Annotated in this window: 18 protein-coding genes; 16 read left to right on the forward strand and 2 right to left on the reverse strand. The window is 40.6% G+C overall.

Going from position 1 to position 24,428, the window contains the following annotated elements:
- From AAAT26_RS09380 to rplL, 9 genes are all read left to right on the forward strand, one after another.
- Nucleotides 1–141: EF-Tu C-terminal domain-related protein (locus AAAT26_RS09380; protein ID WP_462952886.1), on the forward strand; the 141-nt coding region annotated here is incomplete at its 5' end.
- Nucleotides 142–476: 335 nt separating this feature from the next.
- Nucleotides 477–2,714, forward strand: a complete 2,238-nt coding sequence (locus AAAT26_RS09385) for a nitric-oxide reductase large subunit (RefSeq protein WP_316115508.1) — start codon at nt 477–479, stop codon at nt 2,712–2,714.
- 276 nt (nt 2,715–2,990) lie between these two features.
- The gene (rpmG, locus tag AAAT26_RS09390) at nt 2,991–3,140 is read left to right on the forward strand and encodes a 50S ribosomal protein L33 (RefSeq protein ID WP_004693530.1); all 150 of its coding nucleotides are present in this window, start codon (nt 2,991–2,993) and stop codon (nt 3,138–3,140) included.
- A 42-nt stretch (nt 3,141–3,182) separates the two neighbouring features.
- Nucleotides 3,183–3,404 (forward strand): preprotein translocase subunit SecE, encoded by a 222-nt coding sequence (secE, locus tag AAAT26_RS09395; RefSeq protein ID WP_004693531.1) that lies wholly within the window; start codon nt 3,183–3,185, stop codon nt 3,402–3,404.
- Nucleotides 3,405–3,416: 12 nt separating this feature from the next.
- Complete coding sequence (nusG, locus tag AAAT26_RS09400) at nt 3,417–3,953, forward strand: transcription termination/antitermination protein NusG (protein ID WP_004696753.1); 537 nt, start codon at nt 3,417–3,419, stop codon at nt 3,951–3,953.
- 101 nt (nt 3,954–4,054) lie between these two features.
- The gene (gene rplK / locus AAAT26_RS09405; RefSeq protein ID WP_004693535.1) at nt 4,055–4,480 is read left to right on the forward strand and encodes a 50S ribosomal protein L11; all 426 of its coding nucleotides are present in this window, start codon (nt 4,055–4,057) and stop codon (nt 4,478–4,480) included.
- Nucleotides 4,481–4,556: 76 nt separating this feature from the next.
- Nucleotides 4,557–5,267 carry a 50S ribosomal protein L1 gene (gene rplA, locus AAAT26_RS09410; RefSeq protein ID WP_004693536.1) on the forward strand — a complete coding sequence of 237 codons (711 nt, stop codon included), beginning with the start codon at nt 4,557–4,559 and terminating at the stop codon, nt 5,265–5,267.
- A gap of 175 nt (nt 5,268–5,442) precedes the next feature.
- Complete coding sequence (gene rplJ / locus AAAT26_RS09415; protein WP_004693539.1) at nt 5,443–5,940, forward strand: 50S ribosomal protein L10; 498 nt, start codon at nt 5,443–5,445, stop codon at nt 5,938–5,940.
- Nucleotides 5,941–6,010: 70 nt separating this feature from the next.
- The gene (gene rplL, locus AAAT26_RS09420; RefSeq protein WP_004693540.1) at nt 6,011–6,379 is read left to right on the forward strand and encodes a 50S ribosomal protein L7/L12; all 369 of its coding nucleotides are present in this window, start codon (nt 6,011–6,013) and stop codon (nt 6,377–6,379) included.
- A gap of 42 nt (nt 6,380–6,421) precedes the next feature.
- On the opposite strand, the gene AAAT26_RS09425 is transcribed toward rplL, so the two are convergent.
- A complete protein-coding gene (locus AAAT26_RS09425) occupies nt 6,422–8,062 on the reverse strand; it encodes an ArnT family glycosyltransferase (protein WP_004696755.1) in 1,641 nt (546 codons plus the stop codon).
- Nucleotides 8,063–8,345: 283 nt separating this feature from the next.
- Between AAAT26_RS09425 and AAAT26_RS09430 the strand changes: the two genes are divergently transcribed.
- The 3 genes from AAAT26_RS09430 to rpoC all read left to right on the forward strand — a co-directional run bounded on the left by AAAT26_RS09430 (nt 8,346) and on the right by rpoC (nt 18,490).
- The gene (locus AAAT26_RS09430; RefSeq protein WP_004696758.1) at nt 8,346–9,761 is read left to right on the forward strand and encodes an aspartate ammonia-lyase; all 1,416 of its coding nucleotides are present in this window, start codon (nt 8,346–8,348) and stop codon (nt 9,759–9,761) included.
- A gap of 330 nt (nt 9,762–10,091) precedes the next feature.
- A complete protein-coding gene (rpoB, locus tag AAAT26_RS09435) occupies nt 10,092–14,258 on the forward strand; it encodes a DNA-directed RNA polymerase subunit beta (RefSeq protein WP_038125698.1) in 4,167 nt (1,388 codons plus the stop codon).
- 29 nt (nt 14,259–14,287) lie between these two features.
- A complete protein-coding gene (gene rpoC / locus AAAT26_RS09440) occupies nt 14,288–18,490 on the forward strand; it encodes a DNA-directed RNA polymerase subunit beta' (RefSeq protein ID WP_349209141.1) in 4,203 nt (1,400 codons plus the stop codon).
- Between the two features lie 124 nt (nt 18,491–18,614).
- Here rpoC and AAAT26_RS09445 read toward each other — a convergent pair whose 3' ends face one another.
- Nucleotides 18,615–20,636, reverse strand: a complete 2,022-nt coding sequence (locus AAAT26_RS09445; protein WP_012864764.1) for a BCCT family transporter — start codon at nt 20,634–20,636, stop codon at nt 18,615–18,617.
- Nucleotides 20,637–20,991: 355 nt separating this feature from the next.
- Here AAAT26_RS09445 and AAAT26_RS09450 point away from each other — a divergent pair, with 355 nt between their 5' ends.
- The 4 genes from AAAT26_RS09450 to fusA all read left to right on the forward strand — a co-directional run bounded on the left by AAAT26_RS09450 (nt 20,992) and on the right by fusA (nt 24,302).
- Complete coding sequence (locus AAAT26_RS09450) at nt 20,992–21,237, forward strand: L7Ae/L30e/S12e/Gadd45 family ribosomal protein (RefSeq protein ID WP_004693552.1); 246 nt, start codon at nt 20,992–20,994, stop codon at nt 21,235–21,237.
- Nucleotides 21,238–21,313: 76 nt separating this feature from the next.
- Nucleotides 21,314–21,688: a 30S ribosomal protein S12 gene (gene rpsL, locus AAAT26_RS09455; protein WP_004693554.1), complete on the forward strand. Its 375-nt coding sequence runs from the start codon at nt 21,314–21,316 to the stop codon at nt 21,686–21,688.
- A gap of 52 nt (nt 21,689–21,740) precedes the next feature.
- Nucleotides 21,741–22,211, forward strand: coding sequence for a 30S ribosomal protein S7 (gene rpsG, locus AAAT26_RS09460; RefSeq protein ID WP_004693556.1), 471 nt, complete (start codon nt 21,741–21,743; stop codon nt 22,209–22,211).
- A gap of 15 nt (nt 22,212–22,226) precedes the next feature.
- Nucleotides 22,227–24,302, forward strand: coding sequence for an elongation factor G (fusA, locus tag AAAT26_RS09465; protein WP_004693557.1), 2,076 nt, complete (start codon nt 22,227–22,229; stop codon nt 24,300–24,302).
- Nucleotides 24,303–24,428 lie beyond the last annotated feature (126 nt).

The raw sequence follows: 24,428 nt of genomic DNA on the forward strand, positions 1-24,428 counted from the left end.
GAAATGTGTATGCCTGGCGATAACGTAACAATGGAAATCGAATTGATTACTCCAATCGCTATCGAAGAAGGTCTTCGTTTCGCGATCCGCGAAGGTGGCCATACAGTAGGCGCTGGCGTAGTAACAGAAATCGAAGGTTAATACAAGTTTATAGCTCAATGTATCGATACATTAGCTATATAATTGAATTTTAGATTCAATAAAAGGGACCCAATGGGTCCCTTTTATTTTGTATATATTGATGATTAAGAGTATAGAATTGAATCGCTAATATATTGAAACAATGATGATTTTGTAATGTGATATATACGTTGTATTCAGGCTTCAAAGGATAATCATACTATTGATACAAATTGAGAAGAAATTTTAATATATTGTAACCTTAGATACAACTTTATTTATAAAATTAGTGTATATTATATATGAGGAGAGCATAGGCTCTCTTTTTGTGCTTTTATAGAAAAGGAGGTAATGTGATGGGCGAATACAAAAAGTATTGGATAGCCGTAGTAGCAGTTCTTATTATTGGATTCTCTATTCTTGGCTATTTGGGTACTGATGTATATCATCAAGCGCCACCGGTACCAACCGCGTATGTATCTCAAGATGGACAGGTTTTGTTCACTAAGGATGATATCTTACATGGTCAATCGGCTTGGCAATCTACAGGTGGTCAATCTGTAGGGACCGTACTAGGTCATGGCGCATATCAAGCCCCGGACTGGACAGCTGATTGGTTGCACAAAGAAGTGTCCGTAATGCTTGATATCAAGTCTCAAGAAGCTTTTGGTGTTCTTTATGAACAGTTAGGTGATGTGCAGAAAGCGGCTGTTAAAGAAGCAGTTAAAGCAGAGTACTTTAACAGTGCTGTTCGTGAAGATGGAACTGTTGTGCTTTCACCGGAACGTATTACAGCGATGAATTTAACCGGACAATATTTTATTGAACTGTATGGTGATAACCCTAAATTGTCCGAAACACGCGATCATTTTGCGATGAAAGACAATACGTTGCCAGAATTAAAAGATCGTATTGATATGGCACGATTCTTCTTCTGGACTACGTGGATGGCATCGACTCAACGCCCTGGTACAGATGCAACATACACCAACAATTGGCCTCACGAGCCATTGTTAGATCATAATCCAACACCGGAAAGCGTAGCTTGGTCTGTTGTGAGTGTTATTATTTTACTTTGTGGTATTGGTATTGTCGTATGGATGTGGGCATTCGGTCGCAAACAAGATGAACATGAATTAACACCACCTGCGGAAGATCCAATTTCCAAATTGCATCTCACACCATCTCAACGGTCTTTAGGAAAATATTTATTTACGATTTTGGCATTATTTTTACTCCAACTTGGTATGGGTGGTATCATTGCGCACTACACCGTAGAAGGACAGGCTTTCTATGGCATTCCATTGGCGCAGTATTTCCCATATTCTATTGCTCGTACTTGGCATATTCAAGCATCCTTGTTCTGGATTGCGATGGCATTCTTGAGTGCCGGTTTATTCTTGGCGCCGATTATTAATGGCGGTAAAGATCCTAAGTTCCAAAAATTGGGCGTGGATATTTTGTTCTGGGCACTCGTTGTGTTGGTAGTGGGTTCCTTTACAGGTACATATTTAGGTGTTGCTCATGAGATTCCGGCGGCTCTAAACTTCTACTTGGGTCACCAAGGATATGAGTTTATCGAGTTGGGGCGCGTATGGCAATGGATTGAATATATCGGCATTCTATTTTGGCTTGTACTCATGGTGCGCAGCATCATTGGTGCTTTCAAAAATAAAGGGGATAAAAACCTTATTGCTGCCTTTATTTTCTCCGTTGTGATGGTCGGTATTTTCTATGGACCAGGTCTTTTCTACGGAGAACACAGCCACTTGGCAATCATGGAATACTGGCGCTGGTGGGTTATTCACCTTTGGGTAGAAGGATTCTTTGAAGTATTCTCTACTACGTTGATGGCCTTTATTTTCGTAACACTTGGTCTCGTATCTTACCGTGCAGGTACCATAGCAGCGATTTCGTCCGGTGCCATTTACCTTATCGGTGGTATCCCTGGTACATTCCATCATCTTTATTTCACCGGTGTTACATCGACTATCGTGGCCACAGGGGCATCGTTCTCCGCGTTGGAAGTAGTGCCTCTTGTACTCTTAGGTTATGAAGCGTTTGAAAATTATACACGTCTTCATAGTGCACCGTGGATGCATCGATTAAAATGGCCTGTATATTGCTTTATTGCCGTATCCTTCTGGAACTTGGTAGGGGCCGGTATCTTCGGCTTCCTAATCAATATGCCGGTTTCCTTATTCTACATTCAAGGTCTAAATACGACAGCTGTTCATGCTCATACGGCGTTGTTTGGCGTATACGGGTTCTTGAGTTTAGGCTTTGTATTCCTCATCGCTCGTTATATTCGACCTGAGGTAGAATTTAACGACAAGTTGATGAAATTTGGTTTCTGGGCATTGAATTGGGGCCTTGCGTTAATGGTTCTTATCAGCCTATTACCAATCGGCTTGATTCAAAGTTGGGCAAGTGTAACACAAGGCTTATGGCTCGCTCGCAGCGAAGACTTTATGCAACAACCATTGTTACAAAATTTGCGTTGGCTTCGCATGGTTGGCGATACCATCATGATATTGGGGGCATTGGCCTTCTTCTGGCAAATCGTGAAAGTAACTTTCACAAAGAAACAGTAATAAATGAAGCAGTAATAGTAAATATGTAAATATAATATTAAATATAATATATAGACATATAAGCTAACTATAAGCTAATATGACATGGCGTTCTTTGGGTAGACAAAGGGCGCCATTGTCTGTTATACTATCCATGTCAGGCATACGTGCCTGGCTTTTTTGAGTTGCTTAATTTCTTGACATCGCTTGCTACGTATGATATAGTTTTTTAGTATGTAGTCGAGCGTTTTCGAGTACAAGAGACAGATTAGTAAATATAAAGCGAGGTGTATCCGGATGCGTAATGCCATTACTTTAGCTTGCACAGATTGCAAACAACGCAACTATCAAACGAACAAGAATAAAAAGAACAATCCTGATCGTATTGAAATGATGAAATATTGCAAATTCTGCGGTAAACATACATTACACCGTGAAACAAAATAATTCTTATCATTCATTACCTGTTGATTTGAGGATGTGAAAACAATGGCAAAGTCTAACTCAGCAGTGCAGCAGCGTGGTGGATTTGGAAAATTCTTCCGCGGTGTGAAAGCTGAACTAAAAAAAGTAGTCTGGCCAACAAAAAAAGAGCTTATCAATTACACAATTGTAGTATTCTTAGTGACCATATTCATCGCTTTGATTATTTCTGTGCTTGATGGACTCTTTGCCCAACTTTTTAATACGTTGTTGCACTTTGTTGGATAAGGGGGCCATTACATGGAAGCAGATAAGAAGTGGTATGTAATTCATACCTATTCAGGCTACGAAAATAAAGTAAAAACCACTCTTGAACTTAAAGTTCAATCTATGGGGCTACAAGATGTGATCAGCCGAATTTTGGTGCCTCTTGAAGACGAAATAGATGAAAAAGATGGGGTTAAAAAAGTAGTAAAACGCAAGATATTTCCTGGGTATGTATTGGTGGAAATGGAAGTTAATGACCGTTCTTGGTATGTTGTACGCAACACGCCAGGTGTAACAGGTTTCGTTGGCTCTGCTACAAAACCAGTTCCACTTTCTGATTCCGAAGTAGAACATATACTTAAGTCTCAGGGCTTGGATAAGAAACCAACCATTAACGTTGATGTAGAAGTTGGTGAAACGGTTCGCATTACGTCCGGTGCCTTTGAAGATAAACTAGGTGTTATTACCGAACTTAACCCTGAAAAAGGAACATTGAAACTTAGTGTGGAAATGTTCAATCGAGATACCGAGGTAGAGGTAGAGTTCTCTCAAGTTGAGAAAGCTCTTTAATATATAAATATAACTCTAAAAAGAGCAATCGATTTTGGTTGCCAGTGGGAGGATGTATATCCGTTACCACCACAGTATAAGCATAGGAGGTTTAATTACCCATGGCTAAGAAATTAGTTAAACAAGTAAAACTACAAATTGAAGCCGCTAAAGCTACTCCAGCACCACCAGTTGGTCCTGCACTAGGTCAAGCAGGTGTTAACATCGTTGCTTTCACAAAAGAATTCAACGAACGTACTGCTAAACAAGCTGGCTTAATTATTCCAGTAGTTATTAACGTATATGAAGATCGTAGCTTCGACTTCATCACTAAGACTCCACCAGCTGCAGTATTGTTGAAAAAAGCTGCAGGTATTCCAAAAGGTTCTGGTGTACCTAACCGTGATAAAGTAGCAAAAGTAGGTCGCGATAAAGTTCGTGAAATTGCTGAATTGAAAATGCCTGACTTGAATGCTAATACCGTAGAACAAGGTATGCGCATGGTGGAAGGTACTGCTCGCAGCATGGGCATTGAAATCGTTGACTAATAAGCGTACGACTTGCGCATAAGGCGCAAATCGGTGGGAGGGAATTCCCGTTTGACCACATAAGGAGGATATTATAATGGCAAAAGTAGGTAAGAAATACGCTGAAGCAGTAAAACTTATTGAAGCTGGTAAATTCTACGAACCAGTAGAAGCAATTGAGTTGGTTAAGAAAACTGCAACTGCAAATTTCGATGAAACAGTTGAAATTGCTTTCAACTTGAATGTCGACCCTAAATACGCTGATCAACAAGTTCGTGGTGCAGTAGTATTGCCTCATGGTACTGGCAAAACTAAACGCGTTCTTGTATTCGCAAAAGGCGACAATATTAAGGCAGCTGAAGAAGCTGGCGCAGATTTCGTAGGTTCTGAAGAGTTAGTAGCTAAAATCCAAGGTGGTTGGAGCGACTTCGACGTAGTAGTTGCTACACCAGACATGATGGGTCAAGTTGGCCGTCTTGGTAAAATCTTGGGTCCTAAAGGCTTGATGCCAAACCCTAAAGTTGGTACAGTAACTCCAGACGTTGCTCGTGCAGTAAACGAAATCAAAGCTGGTAAAATCGAATACCGTACTGATAAAGCAGGTATTATCTCTTGTTCTATCGGTAAAGCATCTTTCGATGAAGAAAAATTACTTGACAACTACCGTACAATCGTTGATACTATTATCAAGGCTAAACCTGTAGCAGCTAAAGGTCAATACATTAAATCTGTAACCTTGTCCGCTACAATGGGCCCTGGTGTACCTTTGAACGTGTTCAAATTGAGCACTGTTTCTAAAGAGCAATAATTAAATATGTCTCTTAGCTGTAGACGGCTGGTATGTATAATGGATGAAAATCCGCCCGCTGAGGCTGACACTAGAACAACCTAGGACTAGTTACGACCTCATCGCGTGCGATGGGGTCGTTTTTACGCTAAGATAGTACATAGAGCACCAAAAAAATCTACAAGGAGGTAATCTAATGGCTGTCACTGAATCAAAAAAAGCAATCGTTGCTCAAATGAAAGAAACTCTTTCTGAAGCAAAAGGTGCTGTATTGATTGGTTACTCTGGTTTAACTGTTGCGCAAGCAACTGATCTTCGTCGCAAAATGTTGGCTGAAGGTGTTGAATACAAAGTAATCAAAAATACTTTGACTCGTATCGCTGCAAACGAATTGAATCTTGAAGGTTTCGCTGAGCATTTAGAAGGCCCAACTGCGTTGGCTACTTCTAAAGACGATGCTGTTGCACCTGCTCGTGTAATCGAACAATTCATCAAAGCAACTGAAAAAGAAGTTGTAACAGTTAAAGCTGGTATCGTTGAAGGCGAAGTTATGGACGCTGCAGGCATTAAAGCAATTGCATCTCTTCCAAATCGCGAAGGTATGCTTTCCATGTTGCTTTCCGTATTGCAAGCTCCTGTTCGCAATGTTGCATACGCTGTCAAAGCTGTTGCAGAAGCAAAACCTGCAGAATAATATTTTTTGCAAAGTATTCGTTGGCCGCTTGAGGCTGGCACTATAAACTAATTTATGGAGGAAATCTAAAATGGCATTGAACATTGAAAACATCGTTGCTGAATTGAAAGAAGCAACAATCCTTGAACTTAATGATCTTGTAAAAGCAATCGAAGAAGAATTTGGCGTAACTGCAGCAGCTCCTGTAGCTGTAGCAGCTGCTGGTGGTGCTGAAGGCGGCGCTGCTAAAGATTCCTTCGACGTAATCTTGAAAGATGCTGGCGCATCTAAAATCAACGTAATCAAAGTTGTTCGTGAAGCAACTGGTCTTGGCTTGAAAGAAGCTAAAGCTATCGTTGACGGCGCTCCTGCACCTGTTAAAGAAGGCGTAGCTGCTGAAGCTGCTGAAGCTTTGAAAGCTCAATTAGAAGAAGCTGGCGCATCCGTAGAATTGAAATAATTCTAGCTATATTAAAGGCGTACCCATAGGGTACGCCTTTTTCTATTGGAGTTTATAAATTGATGCGAGTTTTGTTTTGTTAACTAATTTGGCTTTTGGATACGGTAATGTATTAGAGAAATCCTTATCATATTTTTTAGGAACGATGACATAGGCACCGCGATTATTTGATGTATTACTTAAAAATGTTTCTTTAGTTATGGTAGGCATTAATGTTTTGCCTTCGGTCCATATAGAATCATCAGTTGTATCTACGAAAACTTGGGTGGGTATAGTATCCATGTAATATACAATAGAAGTATAGTAACTGCCATATACATATATTGGTTTTGATGTATCTTCGATGAACGTTCTAAACTGTAAACCAGATTGATTAAATAATATTGGTGGTACTGTAATTGTAATAGCTGAGTATAAAGTAATTAGTGGAACTAAAGCATATATTGCTAGTTTAAAAAATGATGTTATGTAGTATCGACCGATTAAAATCATACATACTATAATAAAGGAACCTACGATTAACGGTTTACTATCAAGACTTTTATCAAAAGCTGTAGTAAATGTAAAAATCATGTAGTAAATACCTAGTGGTAGGGTAATTAAATAATTAAACTTTTTGAATGATTGAGTAAATTCACCGGTTTCTTTGTCAGTAACTAATTCACAAATTTTTACAGCCGCCCATATTATACAAGGGATAATGGCAGGTAATGTGTAGGTTAGATACTTTGTAGCTACTAGAGAGTAGAATAGAACTATAACTATAAACCATATAATACCTAATAGATCAAAATCATCTTTCCAGTTAAGATCTTTTAAATGATAGACTATTACAGGTGTCCATGGTAATAGTGAAAGGGGTACAATTAATAGATAGTAATACCATACATTAAATTTAGGATGCTCAGATATAAGAGCTCGATCTACATTGTGTAGACCTAAGAATCCGGAAATAAACTGCTCACCGTGAATGGAATACATAGCGATATACCAAGGGCTAGCTATCGCTATAAAGGCTAATAGTCCTAAGGGATTAAATAGTAATTTAATATCCTTTGAAAGCTGATAACTTTCATCTTTTCTATGGACTATATAGCGAGCGCATACATAAATGAGTAATATCAGGCCGGGCAAGATGATGCCTATAGGTCCTTTGGTAATTACAGCTAAGGCAGCAGCAATGTAAGCTTTCACCATAGCTGACTTGTCATTATTGGTAAAAGCTAAATAGCTATATCCAAATATAGCTAAGGTGAAGAGAAGTAGAAATCCGTCGGTTATAATTGCATGAGATATGTACCAAAACTGTAGTGTACTCATTAATAGAATAGCACAGAGTACACTAGCAAAAGTATTTTTAGATATGCGGTAAATTATATGGTACATTAGGGCCACGCTGGCTCCCGCAACAAGCGTATTTGGTATACGAGATGTAAAGTCAGATATGCCAAATAGTTTGTACGTAATCATAAGTGCCCAATAGGTGAGCGGTGGTTTATCATACCATACGTGATCGTATATCATGGGGGATATCCATGAGTTATGTTTTAGCATGGTGATGGCGGAGAGAACATAGTTGGACTCCACCGGATCAGTGATTGGCAAATAGGCATTATAAAAGCCGTAGCTCAAAACGGTTAATAAAAAGAGCGCACCTATGCGCAGCATGTGATTGTTAATCATAGTTACTCCTTACTTACATAGTTTATATTATTGTACTATAGGGCGTGTAATATTTAAACCAATCAAAGATAAAAACAGAGCCTTTATAAATATGGAGATAATATGGAGATAATTACAAAAAAATAATTATTTATGAAATAATATATTGTATAGAATATTGTTTATTCGGAATACATGAAATAACTTTTATGTATACAAAATACATGCTATAATGAGCGCATAAGATAAAACCGTTTCATTAAACTATCATCTAATATATGAAATAGTGGAAAGAGGATCTATTATGAGAAAAGAACATGATTTCCTAGGTGAATTAGAAGTAGCGGATGAGTTATATTATGGTGTGCAAACGATTCGTGCCTTAGAAAACTTCCATATTACAGGGAAACATTTAGACCAAGATTTTATTAAAGCTCTAGCGATGGTAAAAAAAGCATCTGCTTTAGCTAATATGAAAACAGGTCGTCTCAATGTATCTATCGGTAAAGCGATTGTTCAAGCAGCTGATGAAGTTATTGCAGGTGAATTTGCTGACCAATTTCCAGTTGATCCAATTCAAGGTGGTGCTGGCACTTCTGTGAATATGAATATGAACGAAGTGTTGGCAAATCGTGCTTGTGAAATTTTAGGTCATCCAAAAGGTAGCTATGATATTGTAAGCCCTAACAATCACTGTAACATGGCACAATCTACAAATGACGCTTTCCCAACAGCGATTAAAGTTTGTGCAATTTTGAAATCTAAACCGTTACTTGAAGCTTTGCAACGTCTTGTTGATGAGCTTGAGAAAAAAGCTGAAGAATATAGTGAAATTTTAAAAATGGGACGTACTCATTTACAAGATGCGGTGCCTATTACATTGGGCCAAGAGATGGGCGCTTATGCATCTGGTATTCGTCGTGGTATTAAACGCATTAAATCTGCCGTTGAAGGTGCACATGTAATCAACATGGGTGCCACTGCAGTTGGTACAGGCCTTAATGCTGAGCCTAATTATATTCATGATGTAGCTTATGAACTTAGTGAAGTAGTAGGCGAACCGTTCTACACCGCGGAGAACTTAATCGATGCCACAAACAATACAGACGTATTTGCTGATATCTCTAGCGGTTTGAAGGTAACTGCACTTGTGTTGATTAAGATGGCAAATGATTTTCGCTTAATGGCATCTGGACCTCGCTGTGGCATTGGTGAATTAAAATTGCCTGCCCGTCAACCAGGCTCCTCTATCATGCCAGGAAAAGTAAATCCTGTTATTGCTGAAGTATTGAATCAAGTGTGTTACCAAGTTATCGGTAATGACCTTACTATTACATTAGCTGTAGAAAATGGTCAATTCGAGTTAAATGTTATGGAACCTGTATTGGCATACAACTTGTTCAATAATCTTTGCTATCTCAAAAACGGTGTAAATACATTCGTTGATAAATTGCTTGTTGATCTTGAAGTAGACCGTGAACAATGCGAGTACTGGTTGAATCGTTCCGTTGGTATCGTAACAGCATTGTTGCCACATCTTGGCTATGAAACAGCTTCTGCATTGGCGAAAGAAGCGTATGAAACAGGTCGAGCTATTCGCGATATCATCTTGGATCAAGGTTTATTGACTGAGGATGAAATTAATCATATTCTTTCTCCTAAAGAAATGACTCGCCCTGGTATCGCTGGTGCGAATCTTTTAAAACAAAAAGGCAACTAATTTATGGTTCTCTTTTGATACATGAATAAAGCATGAAAATGAAAGACTGTCAACCCTTTTGGTTGACAGTCTTTTTTAATACTGATAGAATTATATATTGCAAAAGTAGCGTTTTCTGCTTTTGGATGTAAAAACTATAACACAAATAGTGATGAGGTTTTCTTCCAAGGTTGTGCTTGGTTAATGGGAAGCAAGGTTATTTTAAAAATGAAATGGACCTTGCTTTATTTGACGTTGCCCGAGCAGGAAAACTGAGACCTGTAAGATGTCTTTTTCATGCCGTTATAGAAAATGGTAGACCAGTGTGTTTTGATAGGGGTGAAAGCAAATATGTTCAAACCTGAACAGGTAGGCAAACGAACTCGTTATACGTACGCTAAAATTAACGAAGTTATCAAGATGCCGCATTTATTGGACATTCAACGTAAATCGTATGAGTGGTTCTTGGAGAGTGGTTTACAAAATATTTTCAACGATATTTCTCCGATTAAAGACAATTCAGGTAATCTAGTACTTTCTTTTGAAGGTTTCAGCTTAGGTGAACCTAAGTATGATATTAATGAATGTAAAAACCGTGATGCTACTTACGCAGCACCACTTCGTGTAAATATTCGCTTGGTAAATAATGATCCAGAAAATATGGACATTAAAGAACAAGAAGTCTTCATGGGCGATTTCCCATTGATGACGGATACAGGTACTTTCATCATCAATGGTGCAGAACGTGTTATCGTATCCCAATTAGTACGTTCTCCAGGCGTTTACTACAATAAAGAAATCGATACAATGGGTAACCGTTTGTATGATTCCACAGTTATTCCTAACCGTGGTGCATGGATTGAACTTGAAACAGATGCTAGTGAAGTGGTGGCTGTTCGTATTGACCGTAACCGTAAATTACCAGCTACTGTATTGGTACGTGCATTAGGTTGGGATACGAATGAAAGTATCCTCGACCTCTTCTGGAATGGTAAAACTGATGAGGATGGTTTACCAGTATATGATGAACGCATCGTTCGTACATTAGAAAAAGATACAACTCAATCTGCTGATGAAGCATTGGTTGAAATCTATAAAAAATTACGTCCAGGCGAGCCTCCGACTGTAGAGTCTGCTCGTAACTTGTTCGATAACTTGTTCTTCGATGCACGCCGTTATGACTTAGCGCGCGTTGGTCGTTATAAATTGAACAAAAAACTTGGCTGGCGCCAACGTATGTTGGGTCAAACATTAGCTCAACCAATTGTAGATCCAGAAACTGGCGAAATTATCCTTGATGCAGGCGTACAAGTTGGGGAAGAACAACTTGATATCGTTGCTAATAGCCATGTTTTCGATGGTGAAGGTTTTGCTGAATTCTATATCGTAAATAATGATGGTGTAGAGTCTAAAGTTATCTGTAATAACTGCAACTTACCATATGATCACCGTACAGTAACACGTGAAGACATGATCGCTAACATTTCTTACTTGCTCAACCTTATGGATGGTGCAGGTCATACAGATGATATCGACCACTTGGGTAACCGTCGCCTTCGTTGCGTAGGCGAATTGTTGCAAAACCAATTCCGCATCGGTTTAACTCGTATGGAACGTGTTGTTCGTGAGCGCATGACCATTCAAGAAACTGAATCCATTACACCTCAAGCGTTGATCAATATTCGCCCTGTAGTGGCAGCTATCAAAGAATTCTTTGGTTCTTCTCAATTGTCTCAGTTCATGGACCAAACAAACCCATTGGCGGAATTGACTCACAAACGTCGTCTTTCTGCCCTTGGCCCTGGCGGCTTGTCTCGTGAGCGTGCAGGTTTCGAAGTTCGTGACGTGCATCATTCTCACTATGGTCGTATGTGTCCTATTGAAACTCCAGAAGGTCCAAACATTGGCTTGATTAACTCCTTGTCCAACTATGCAAAGGTAAACGAATTTGGCTTCATCGAAGCACCATACCGTAAAGTAGAAAAAGTGTATGGTAAAGGCAAGGATGCTGACAAGGTTGTTAAAGTGCGCGTATCTGACAGCGTAGTATACATGACAGCTGATGAAGAAGAAGGCATGACAATTGCCCAAGCGAACTCTCCACTTGATGCAGAGGGGTACTTCACAACTGAACACGTAGCTTGTCGTCGTGGTCATGATGTATTAGAAGTTACACCGGATAAGGTTGACTATATGGACGTTAGTCCAAAAGAAGTTGTATCTATTGGTACAGCTATGATTCCATTCCTTGAAAATGACGATGCTAACCGTGCCTTGATGGGTGCGAACATGCAACGTCAAGCGGTACCACTTTTGCGTGCTCAAGCACCACTTGTTGGTACAGGTATGGAATATACAGCAGCTACTGACTCTGGTGTTTGCGTATTGGCGCGTGAAGCAGGTAAAGTTGTACGTTGTTGGGGTAATGAAATCCACGTTCTTCGCGATAGCGATGGTCGTGTTGATACATACCATTTGAATAAATTCCTTCGTTCTAACCAATCTACGTGCTTTAACCAAAAACCAATCGTCAATCGTGGGGACCATGTTGTAAAAGGCCAAGTATTGGCTGATGGTCCTGCTACAGATGGCGGCGAATTGGCATTAGGTTATAACGTTCTTGTAGCGTTCATGCCTTGGGAAGGTTATAACTACGAAGATGCTATCTTGCTTAGTGAAGAACTCTGCAAAGAAGATATCTATACATCTATTCATATTGAAGAATACGAATGTGATGCTCGTGATACTAAATTAGGTGCTGAAGAAATTACTCGTGAGTTGCCTAATACAGGTGACGACACACTTAAAAACTTAGACGAAGATGGTATTATCTGCATTGGTGCAGAAGTACATCCTGGCGATATCCTTGTAGGTAAAGCTACACCAAAAGGTGAAACTGAGCTTACTCCAGAAGAACGTTTGTTGCGTGCTATTTTTGGTGACAAAGAACGTGAAGTTCGTGATACTTCCTTGCGCGTGCCTCATGGCGAATCTGGTAAAGTCGTAGATGTAAAAGTCTTCACCCGTGAAAATGGCGACGAATTACAACCAGGCGTAAATAAACTTGTTCGCGTATATATCGCTCAAAAACGTAAGATTCATGAAGGCGATAAAATGGCGGGCCGTCATGGTAACAAAGGTGTCGTTTCTCGCGTTATGAGAAAAGAAGATATGCCATTCCTTCCAGATGGTACTCCAGTACAAATCGTATTGAATCCATTGGGCGTACCTTCTCGTATGAACATCGGTCAGGTTCTTGAAACTCACTTGGGGTGGGCTGTTCAAGGCTTAGGTATGAAAATCAAAGCTACAGACCTTCACATTCAAAACGTGTTGAAAGAAGCCCGTACTGATGCATCTTACTGGGAACAAATCGATACAATCCGCGACCTTTATGCTCAAATTGAGGTATTGGAAGCGAAAGTTGCGGAAGATGTTACGGTAAATCATTTCGAAGAAAATGAGCAAATCATTGCTTTGAAAACTAAAATTTTAAAACATGTAGAAGCAGCAGCGCAAAAGAAATTGGATGCTATGGGTGGCGAAGCTCGTTACCAAGAGCTTAAAGCTATTGAAGCTAAATACAATGCACTTCATGTAGAATTCTTTGATTCTGAAGAAGAGGCTCCTGAAATGGATCCTGCGCTTGTAGAAGAATTAGAGGCAATTAGCAAAGTCAAGAATACTCTTAACAACATTCACTCTGCTGAAGAAAAACGCGTTGAAATTCGCAAAGAGTTGGAAAGCCTTGGCTATGATTTTGACAAATATGGCATGCCAAAACCAGATGTAGCAGGTATTCATATTGCTACACCTGTATTTGATGGTGCTCACGAAAAGGACGTATTCGAAACATTGGCGATTGCAGGTCGTCCTGATGATGGTAAAACTGTTCTATATGATGGTCGTACTGGTGAACCGATGGATAACCGCGTCACTGTTGGTTACGTTTACATGCTTAAACTCCATCATTTGGTTGATGACAAAATCCATGCTCGTTCTACAGGTCCGTACTCCCTTGTTACACAACAACCTTTGGGCGGTAAAGCTCAGTTCGGTGGCCAACGTTTCGGGGAAATGGAAGTTTGGGCTCTAGAAGCATATGGCGCAGCCTATACCCTTCAAGAGCTATTAACTGTTAAGTCTGACGACGTTGTTGGTCGTGTGAAAGCATACGAAAAAATCGTTAAAGGCGAAAACATCCCTGAACCAGGTGTACCTGAGTCCTTCAAGGTATTGCTTAAAGAACTTCAAAGTATCGGTCTCGATGTAAAAATCTTGAACGAAGATCAAGAAGAAGTTATTATGAAAGAACTTGAGGACGAAGATGAGGTGGTAGAAACTGGTATTGAAGAAGTTATGGAAGGCAGTGCTGTAGAAACTGATGAAGTAACTGTAGTAGAACCAGAAGTAGAGGAAGAGGAAGAGGAAGACTTACCAGCTGATAATGGCGGTGAAGATGATATCCTTAGCCAATTGGCGTACCCAATGGGCGACTCCTCTAACGATGAAGACTAAAACTATCTATAAGGAAGGGAGCGATAGTAGTGCTAGACGTAAATGAATTCGATTCCATGCGAATCGGTTTAGCCTCTCCAGAGCAGATTTTATCCTGGTCTCATGGGGAAGTTAAGAAACCTGAAACAATTAACTACCGTACGTTGAAGCCAGAACGTGATGGTCTATTCTGTGAACGCATTTTTGGACCAACAAAGGACTGGGAATGTCACTGCGGCAAATATAAACGCATCCGCCATAAAGGCGTAGTCTGCGACAAATGTGGTGTAGAGGTTACCCGTGCGAAAGTACGTCGTGAACGTATGGGCCATATTCAATTGGCTACTCCTGTATCTCACATTTGGTACTTCAAAGGAATCCCATCCCGTATGGGTCTTATCCTTGACATATCACCACGTTCTTTGGAACGCGTATTATACTTTGCTTCCTACATCGTAGTAGATCCAGCTGGTACACCATTGACAAAACGTCAATTGTTGTCCGAGCAAGAATACCGCGAATACGAAGCTCAATTTAATGAAGACGGTTATACTATCGGTGGTAAATCCGTCGTAATCGAAACAGTGGCTCAACGTAATGAACGTTTAGCTATTGTTCGTGAAGCACAACGCAAAGAGCGCTATAATGCGGCTCTTCGTGATGATGCAACAATACCAGAAGCTGATAAGGAATACGAAGAATTAACTCGCGAAGAACGCTATGAGTTAGGCGCTGCTGAAGAGGTTCTCTTCGCATGTATCGACATGGGTGCTGAAGCGGTAAAAGCTCTCTTATCAGAACTTGATCTTGAAGCATTGAATGCCGAATTGCGCGAAGAGTTGAACACTGCTAGTGGTCAACGTAAAATCCGTGCAGTTCGTCGTTTGGAAGTAGTAGAAGCATTCCGTCAATCTGGGAACCGTCCAGAATGGATGATTATGGACATCGTTCCTGTAATCCCACCTGAATTGCGTCCTATGGTCCAATTAGATGGTGGCCGTTTTGCTACATCTGACCTCAACGATTTATACCGTCGTGTTATCAACCGTAACAACCGTTTGAAACGTTTACTCGACTTGGGTGCTCCTGATATCATCGTGCGCAACGAAAAACGCATGCTTCAAGAAGCGGTTGATGCATTGATTGATAATGGTCGTCGCGGTCGTCCTGTTACAGGTCCTGGTAACCGCCCATTGAAATCCTTGTCCGACATGCTTAAAGGTAAACAAGGTCGTTTCCGTCAAAACTTGCTCGGTAAACGTGTTGACTACTCCGGTCGTTCCGTAATCGTAGTAGGTCCTGAACTTAAAATGCACCAATGTGGTTTGCCAAAAGAGATGGCATTAGAATTGTTCAAACCATTCGTTATGAAACGTTTGGTAGAACGCGGTCAAGCATCCAACATCAAGGCTGCTAAACGCCAAGTTGAAAGAATTGGCCCTGGCGTGTGGGAATCCTTGGAAGAGGTAATTAAAGAACATCCAGTTCTCTTGAACCGTGCCCCTACATTGCATAGACTTGGTATCCAAGCCTTCGAACCAATCCTTTGGGAAGGTCGTGCTATCAAATTGCATCCATTAGTATGTACAGCCTTCAATGCCGACTTTGACGGTGACCAAATGGCGTGTCACTTACCATTGTCCGTAGAAGCACAAGCGGAAGCTCGTACATTGATGCTTTCTAGCCATAATATTTTGTCTACTAAGGACGGCAAGCCAGTAGCAGTACCTTCTCAAGATATGATCTTAGGTACATACTACCTAACAGTTGTACGCGAAGATACTCGTGATAAAGCAAAAACATTTGCTACCTATGATGAAGTTATGCTTGCCTATGAGTCTCATATCATTGGTTTGCAAGATATTCTTTATATCCGTTTACCTGATCATGGCCGTGTAGAAACAACAGCAGGTCGCTTGATCTTCAACAATGCTTTATTCCCAGAATTGTGGCAATACGAGAAACGTGAAGATGGCACTTACTCTTTAGGTAAGGTTATGGATAAGAAAACAGTTGGTAAATTGGTTGATCAATGTTTCCAATTGTTTGGTAATGAAAAAACAGCAGAACTATTGGACCGCATCAAGTCCTTGGGTTACTCCTTCGCTCGTCGCGCAGGTATGACGGTAGCTATTGCTGATATTAAAGTACCAGAAGTTAAAACTAGTTTGTTAGATACAGCGGAACAAGAGGTAGAAAAAGTATCTCGTATGTACCGTCGTGGTCTTATTACAGAAGAAGAACGTTATCGTAAAACTATCCAATTATGGACAAAGGCAACAGAAGATGTTACCGATGCGATGATGGATAATATGGCGTGCGATAAAGACGGCTTTAACCCTGTTTACATGATGGCTATCTCTGGTGCCCGTGGTAATAAACAACAGATTCGTCAGCTTGCTGGTATGCGTGGTTTGATGGCCGATCCATCTGGTCGAATCATTGACTTGCCAATTAAAGCAAACTTTAAAGAAGGCTTGACTGTATTGGATTACTTTACATCCTCTCATGGTGCTCGTAAAGGTTTGGCCGATACAGCGCTTCGTACAGCTGACTCTGGTTACTTGACACGTCGTCTCGTTGACGTATCTCAAGACGTAATCGTTCGTGAGGACGATTGTGACGTTGTAGGTATCGATCTCGTTCGAGAACGTGCTCGCTTGGCTACATCCCCACGTCAAGCATTAGAATTGCTTAAAGATAAACTTATTGGTCGCGTTTTAGATAAAGATGTTGTGAATGCTGAAACAGGGGAACTTGTTGTACCAGCTGAAACTATCTTGGATGAACAATGCTTGGCAGATATTGCTGAAGCTGGTGTTACATCTATCGCATTGCGCGGTGCACACTTGGGCTCTGATAGCGATATTAATCATACTAACTTGGTTCAAAAAATTATTCTTGGTGAAAGCGACGATAGCATCCGTGCAACATTGAAAGAAACTATGGTTCAAAATATGTTGAACAAGGATACTGTACAAGCAATCGTTGACAGCGAAGGGGTAGAAATCTTCCCAGCTGATACACGTCTCACTGAAGAAGGTATCGAAGCTATCCTTAACTCCGATGTAAAAGAAGTACAAGTACGCAACAATGAAATCCACGGTATTGAAGTGGAAGCTATCGTTGAAGGTACTGGTGTTATCGAGCCATTAAAAGACCGTATCGTAGGTCGTATTGCAGCTGAAGAATTAGTTAACAAGGAAACTGGCGAAGTCATCGTTCCTCTTAATGGTGAAATCACAGAGGCGTTAGCTGATGAAGTTGTAAAACACTATGAAACAGTAAAAATCCGTTCCGTATTGACTTGTCGTAGCCCATATGGCGTATGTCGCAAGTGCTATGGTCGTGATCTAGGAACTGGCAACCAAGTTCAAGTTGGTGAAGCTGTTGGTATTATTGCGGCACAATCCATCGGTGAACCTGGTACTCAGTTGACAATGCGTACATTCCATACTGGTGGTGTCGCAGGTGATGATATTACACAAGGTTTGCCACGTGTCGAAGAATTGTTCGAAGCTCGTAAACCAAAACGTAATGCTATCATCGCTGAAAATGAAGGTACAGTTCGTGTTGTACCTAATGAAGGTAAGAAAGGTACGAACACTATCTTTATCACTGGTGAAGATGGTATTGAACTTGATTACCTCATTCCTTACGGCTCCCGCATCATCGTTAAAGACGGGGATGTGGTATCCTTGGGAGCTCGTTTGACTGAAGGCTCCATCAATCCTCATGACATCATGCGTGTTATGGGTACTGAAGCAACTCAACGTTACCTCGTATACGAAGTACAAAAAGTATACAAATCCCAAGGTGTAGAAATTAACGATAAACATATCGAAGTTATCGTTCGTCAAATGCTTCATAAAGTTAAAATTGAAACAGCTGGTGATGCGGATATGCTTCCAGGGGATATGGTGGACGTTAATACCTTTGACGAAGAAAACCGTCGTCTTACTCTCAATGGTCGTGAAAATGCTACAGGCAAACGCACGCTATTGGGTATTACGAAAGCTGCTTTGGCAACGGACTCCTTCTTGTCCGCTGCGTCCTTCCAAGAAACAACACGTGTTCTTACCGACGCTGCTATCAAGGGTAAAATCGATCCATTATTGGGCTTGAAAGAAAACGTAATTATCGGTAAGTTGATTCCTGCTGGTACAGGCATGAGTCGTTACCGTAAGATTGAAGTTGTAAAAAATACACCTGAAATCATTAATATTACGGAAGAGGTTATGTCTGAAGATTAATTACTTTGGATTAGCCGTTAAGCTATATTAACTGTATAGACTTGTTGCATAGTTGATATTGTGCGACATAATAAAAAGGGTGCACCTGCGAGGTGCACCCTTTTGTTATAGATATTATTGGTTTCTATTCAGCTGCTTCTTCCGCGTCATGAGACATGATGTCATAACCGACGTCATCCGATAAAGTAAGATATCGTTCGTACTGTCGAATGATATCGGTAATGATATCCTCCCGTGTCATATACTGCGCATCGTATCCGGCGCGCCCGTCACTGAAATATGTCATAGGGATTGCGTTGGTGCTTTCAGTAATGTGAGGAATGTTAGGATCTTCAATGAGATGATCTGATACCTCTTGCGTAACGAGTTTGATGCCGTAGGTAAAGTTGCGCATTGATTCTTTTTCGATGGTTAACTCTACGGAGGCGTCGTTACCGTTGAAATGTTTGTCAATTCTCGTAGTTAATCCGTACTCTTCGGTTAATTCTTTATTGAGCTGATACATAGCAGGCAATGCTGTTGTTTTCATAAAGGAAATAACATCTTCCGACTGCGTTTGGTTGAGTATTTTGGCAAGACCTTGTTTCCAGTTCTTGCTGTCCCAGTAGATGGATGTGGTTGAAAGTTTTGTGTTAAAGTATTGCGTATCTGTCAATAATCCTTGCCATAAGCTGTAGCACATGATAACCATTAAGGCTGCAAATGGTAAGGCGAGAATGAGCGTTACCGATTGTAGTACATTAAGCCCACCAATACTGAGCAAACTGATGGCAAGAAAGGACATTACAGAGCCCCACATCAAGCATTGCCACTTTGGAGATGAAGTGGATTTATCATAGGCCGCAATATTATTTAACACATAAATGCCTGAATCGGCAGATGTGATAAAAAATAATGCTAATACGATAATCGATAGAAGACTAGTTAAACCGGATAAAGGTAAATATTCAAGGAATGCAAAGAGTAGTTGTTCTGGTTTATCGGTTAATGCACCGAGTGCACCGTTTGCTACTGTTTCATCGATATAAATTGCAGTATTACCAAAGATAGTAAACCAAACGATAGTAAATACAGTTGGAATAATGAGTACCCCAAAGATGAACTCCCGAATAGTCCTACCTTTTGAAATACGCGCAATGAACATGCCCACAAATGGTGCCCAAGATAACCACCAGGCCCAGAATAGTATGGTCCAGCTGAAGAACCATGGTCGGGTTTCTGGTGTATAGATAGATGTATAGAAGCTTTGCCCTAAAATATGTGATAGATAGTATCCAAAGTTTTCTACCATTGTATTTAATAGGAGTAATGTAGGACCTGCACATAGTACAAAAAACATTAAGACTAATGCAACAGATATATTGACTTCGCTGAGCAGCTTAACGCCTTTATCAATACCTGTAACAGCAGATAGAACGGCAATGGACATAATGACGATAATGATGACCGTTTGTGCGGAAAAGTCATTAGTGGAGATGATATCAATATATAGGAACCCTGCACCTAGTTGGGCGGCGCCAAATCCTAAGGTGGTTACGATACCTAATAAAGTTACACAAAGTGCGATGATATCGATAATGTGCCCTCGTGGGCCATTGATCTTATCCTTCCACAGCGGATAGAAACATGAACGTAGTGATAATGGCAATTTATAGCGAAAACCAAAATACGCTAATGCTAAAGCCATAATACCGTATACCGTCCATGCATTGATGCCCCAGTGGAAGATGGAGCGGAATAATGCTTCCTTGGCACTAGATGTGCCATCGACTAAGCTTACAGCAGAGTGATAATGTGAGAGCGGCTCAGCAGTTCCGAAGAACATGAGACCTACACCGGTACCCGCCGCAAATAACATGGCGAGCCAAGCTGTATAAGAGAATTCCGCTTCTTCATCATCGCTACCGAGTTTGATGTCACCTAGCGAACTAAGTGCAAGAAAGATATTGAAGATAAAGAAGAGACTTATGGATAAAACATAAAACCAGCTGAAATCTTCAAATATAATATCACGAACCCCTTGGAGGATCGTTTGAGAAATTTGCGGAATCAGAAGGGCACATAAGCTGAGCCCTAAGACGATAGACAAGCTACCTATAATTACAGGGGGATTAAAGTTTGAATAACGTTTAATGAGTTTAATCATATAATCTCCTTTCTTTAGTAACTTATAAATACAAATATTTGTTCTGTATTAATTTATATCATAATAAAATGGTGTTTATATTAATTTTGCATAATTGGTAAAAGAAAAAATAATAGTGAATGCATAGAATGATTATTTATACATAAAAATAATGATATATGAATAAAAAATCACTCTTCATTTATAATTTAAGATTGAATGAAACACACGGATGAGTGTACATATAAAATGCAGCTGTAGAGCGGTGTGTGACATTGGAAATTGTTTGACATGGACTGATGTAATTGATATACTTACATAGTGCTTTAGGCGAGGTATGCCTAATGGGCATAATTTCGTAAGGAGAATTAGTACAATGGACATTGCCCATCTGAAGTCGGTGAACAAAACAATCGGTGCCAAGCAAACGTTGAAACAAATTGCTAAAGGTGCTGTGAAGTACGTGTTCCTGGGTTGTGATAGTGATGAACGTGTGGTACAGCCTTTACGGATTGCTTGTGAAGAACAGGGAATACCTGTGAATGACAAACACACCATGGATGATCTCGGTCGTGCGTGTCGCATTAAGGTGCGGGCCACAGCTGTAGGCGTCCTACGTTAATCTTGGTAATATCCGATGTAACATTTTGTTATGACGGATCAATTATAAATCTCAAATTTGGAAAGGAGGTGCCCAAATGCCAACAATTAATCAGCTAGTACGCAAAGGCCGCATGAGTTTGACTAAAAAATCTACAGCTCCTGCCCTTCAAGAATCTCCACAAAAACGTGGTGTATGTACTCGTGTGTACACAGCTACTCCAAAGAAACCAAACTCCGCGCTTCGTAAAGTTGCCCGTGTACGTTTGACAAACGCTATTGAAGTAACTGCTTACATCCCAGGCATTGGTCACAATTTACAAGAACACAGTGTTGTACTTATCAGAGGCGGTCGTGTAAAAGACCTTCCAGGTGTGCGTTATCACATCGTTCGTGGTGCATTGGATACAGCTGGCGTACAAAATCGTATGCAAAGTCGTTCCAAATACGGCGCGAAAAAAGCTAAAAAATAATTTTAGCCATTAAACGAAATTAACACACATCATTATAAAGGAGGAATTGAACATGCCAAGAAAAGGCCCTGTTCCGAAACGTGATGTACTTCCAGATCCGGTGTACAACAGCAAATTAGTAACACGTTTCATTAACAAAGTTATGTACGATGGTAAAAAAGGCATTGCTGAAACTATCGTATATGATGCATTCGAAATTATTCGTTCCAAAATGGGTCAAGACCCAATGGAAGTTTTTGATCAAGCATTGAAAAATGTTATGCCTGTACTTGAAGTGCGTGCTCGCCGTATCGGTGGTGCGAACTATCAAGTGCCAGTTGAAGTTCGTGCTGATCGCCGTCAAACCCTCGGTATTCGTTGGGTTGTAAATTATGCTCGTCTTCGTGGTGAACGCACTATGAAAGAACGTTTGGCAGGCGAATTGATGGACGCTTTCAACAATGCAGGCGCTGCAATCAAGAAAAAAGAAGATACTCATAAAATGGCAGAAGCTAATAAAGCATTTGCTCATTATCGTTGGTAATAAGAGGTGACAACTGTGGCAAGAGAGTTTTCCTTAGCAAAAACTCGTAATATCGGTATCATGGCTCACATCGATGCTGGTAAAACAACAACTACAGAACGTATCCTCTACTATACAGGTATCGTTCACAAGATCGGCGAAGTACATGAAGGCGCTGCTACGATGGACTGGATGGAGCAAGAGCAAGAACGTGGTATCACAATCACTTCTGCTGCAACAACTTGTCAATGGAAAGAACATCGTATCAATATCATCGATACTCCTGGTCACGTTGACTTTACTGTAGAAGTAGAACGTTCTCTACGTGTACTTGACGGTTCTGTTGCGGTGTTCAGTGCTAAAGGTGGCGTTGAACCTCAATCCGAAACAGTATGGCGTCAGGCTTCTAACTACGGCGTACCTCGTATCGCTTATGTAAATAAGATGGATACTGTAGGTGCTGACTTCTTCAACGTAGTTGACATGATGAAAGCTCGTTTGGGTGCAAATTCCGTAGCTATTCAAGTACCAATCGGTGCTGAAGATACTTTTGAAGGCATCATTGACTTGATGACTATGAAAGCGGAAATTTATAAATCCGATGACGGTAAAGAATATGAAATCACTGATATCCCTGCTGAATATCAAGAAGTAGCAGAAGCTCGTCGCGAAATGATGATCGATGCTATCGCTGAAACAGATGATGATATCATGATGAAATATTTGGAAGGCGAAGAAATTTCTGTGGAAGAATTGAAAGCGGCATTGCGTAAAGCTGTTATTGCTAACCAATTATTCCCAGTTCTTTGCGGTTCTTCCTATAAAAATAAAGGTGTTCAAATGTTATTGGATGCTGTTATCGATTACATGCCAGCTCCAATCGATATCCCACCTATTAAGGGTGTTGTTCCTGGTACTGAAGAAGAAACAACTCGTCCTTCTTCCGATGAAGAACCATTCTCTGCGTTGGCATTCAAAATCATGGCTGACCCTTATGTTGGTAAATTAGCGTTCTTCCGTGTGTACTCCGGTACATTGGAATCCGGCTCCTACGTTTTCAACTCCACTAAAGGTAAAAAAGAACGTATCGGTCGTATTCTTCAAATGCACGCTAACTCCCGTAAAGAAATCGAACGCGTATATTCTGGTGACATCGCTGCGGCGGTTGGCTTAAAGGATACTACTACAGGCGACACATTGTGTGATGAAAAATCTCCTGTAATTCTTGAGTCCATGGAATTCCCTGAACCAGTTATCTCCGTTGCTGTTGAACCTAAAACAAAAGCTGACCAAGAAAAAATGGGTACAGCTCTTGCTCGTTTGGCAGAAGAAGATCCTACTTTCAAAGTTCGTACTGATGAAGAAACAGGTCAAACTATTATCTCCGGTATGGGCGAACTTCACTTGGATATCATCGTTGACCGTATGAACCGTGAATTCAAAGTAGATTGTAACGTAGGTAAACCTCAAGTAGCATACCGCGAAACTATCCGTAAAGCTGTTAAGGCTGAAGGTAAATTCGTACGTCAATCTGGTGGTCGTGGTCAATATGGTCACTGCTGGTTGGAATTGATTCCTCAAGAACCAGGTGCTGGCTTCGAGTTTGAAAACAAGGTTGTAGGTGGTGCGATTCCTCGTGAATACATCGGACCTGTTGAAAGCGGTGTTAAAGAAGCTATGGAATCCGGTGTTATCGCTGGGTACCCTATGGTTGATGTTAAAGTTATCGTATTTGATGGTTCCTACCATGACGTTGACTCCAACGAAATGGCCTTCAAAATTGCTGGTTCTATGGGCTTCAAAGAAGGTGCTCGCAAAGCAGATCCTGCATTGCTTGAACCATACATGGCTGTAGAAGTAGACGTTCCTGAAGAATATATGGGCGACGTTATCGGTGACTTGAACTCTCGTCGTGGTCGCATGGACGGCATGGAAGCTCGTAATGGTTCCCAACATATCAAAGCATATGTTCCATTGAGCGAAATGTTCGGTTACGCAACTGACCTTCGTTCCAAAACGCAAGGCCGTGGTAACTACTCCATGACATTCGATCATTACGAAGAAGTTCCTAAGAAAATTGCTGAAGAAATTCAAGCAAAGAAAAACGGTTAATCTCATATTAGATTAATAGAATTACTATTTTCCTCGGAGGATAATTTAAAATGGCAAAAGAAAAATTTGAACGTACGAAACCGCATGTTAACATCGGTACAATCGGTCACGTTGACCATGGTAAAA

The sequence above is a fragment of the Veillonella parvula genome, from assembly GCF_040094895.1.
In the GTDB taxonomy this organism is placed as follows: Bacteria; Bacillota; Negativicutes; order Veillonellales; family Veillonellaceae; genus Veillonella; species Veillonella parvula_L.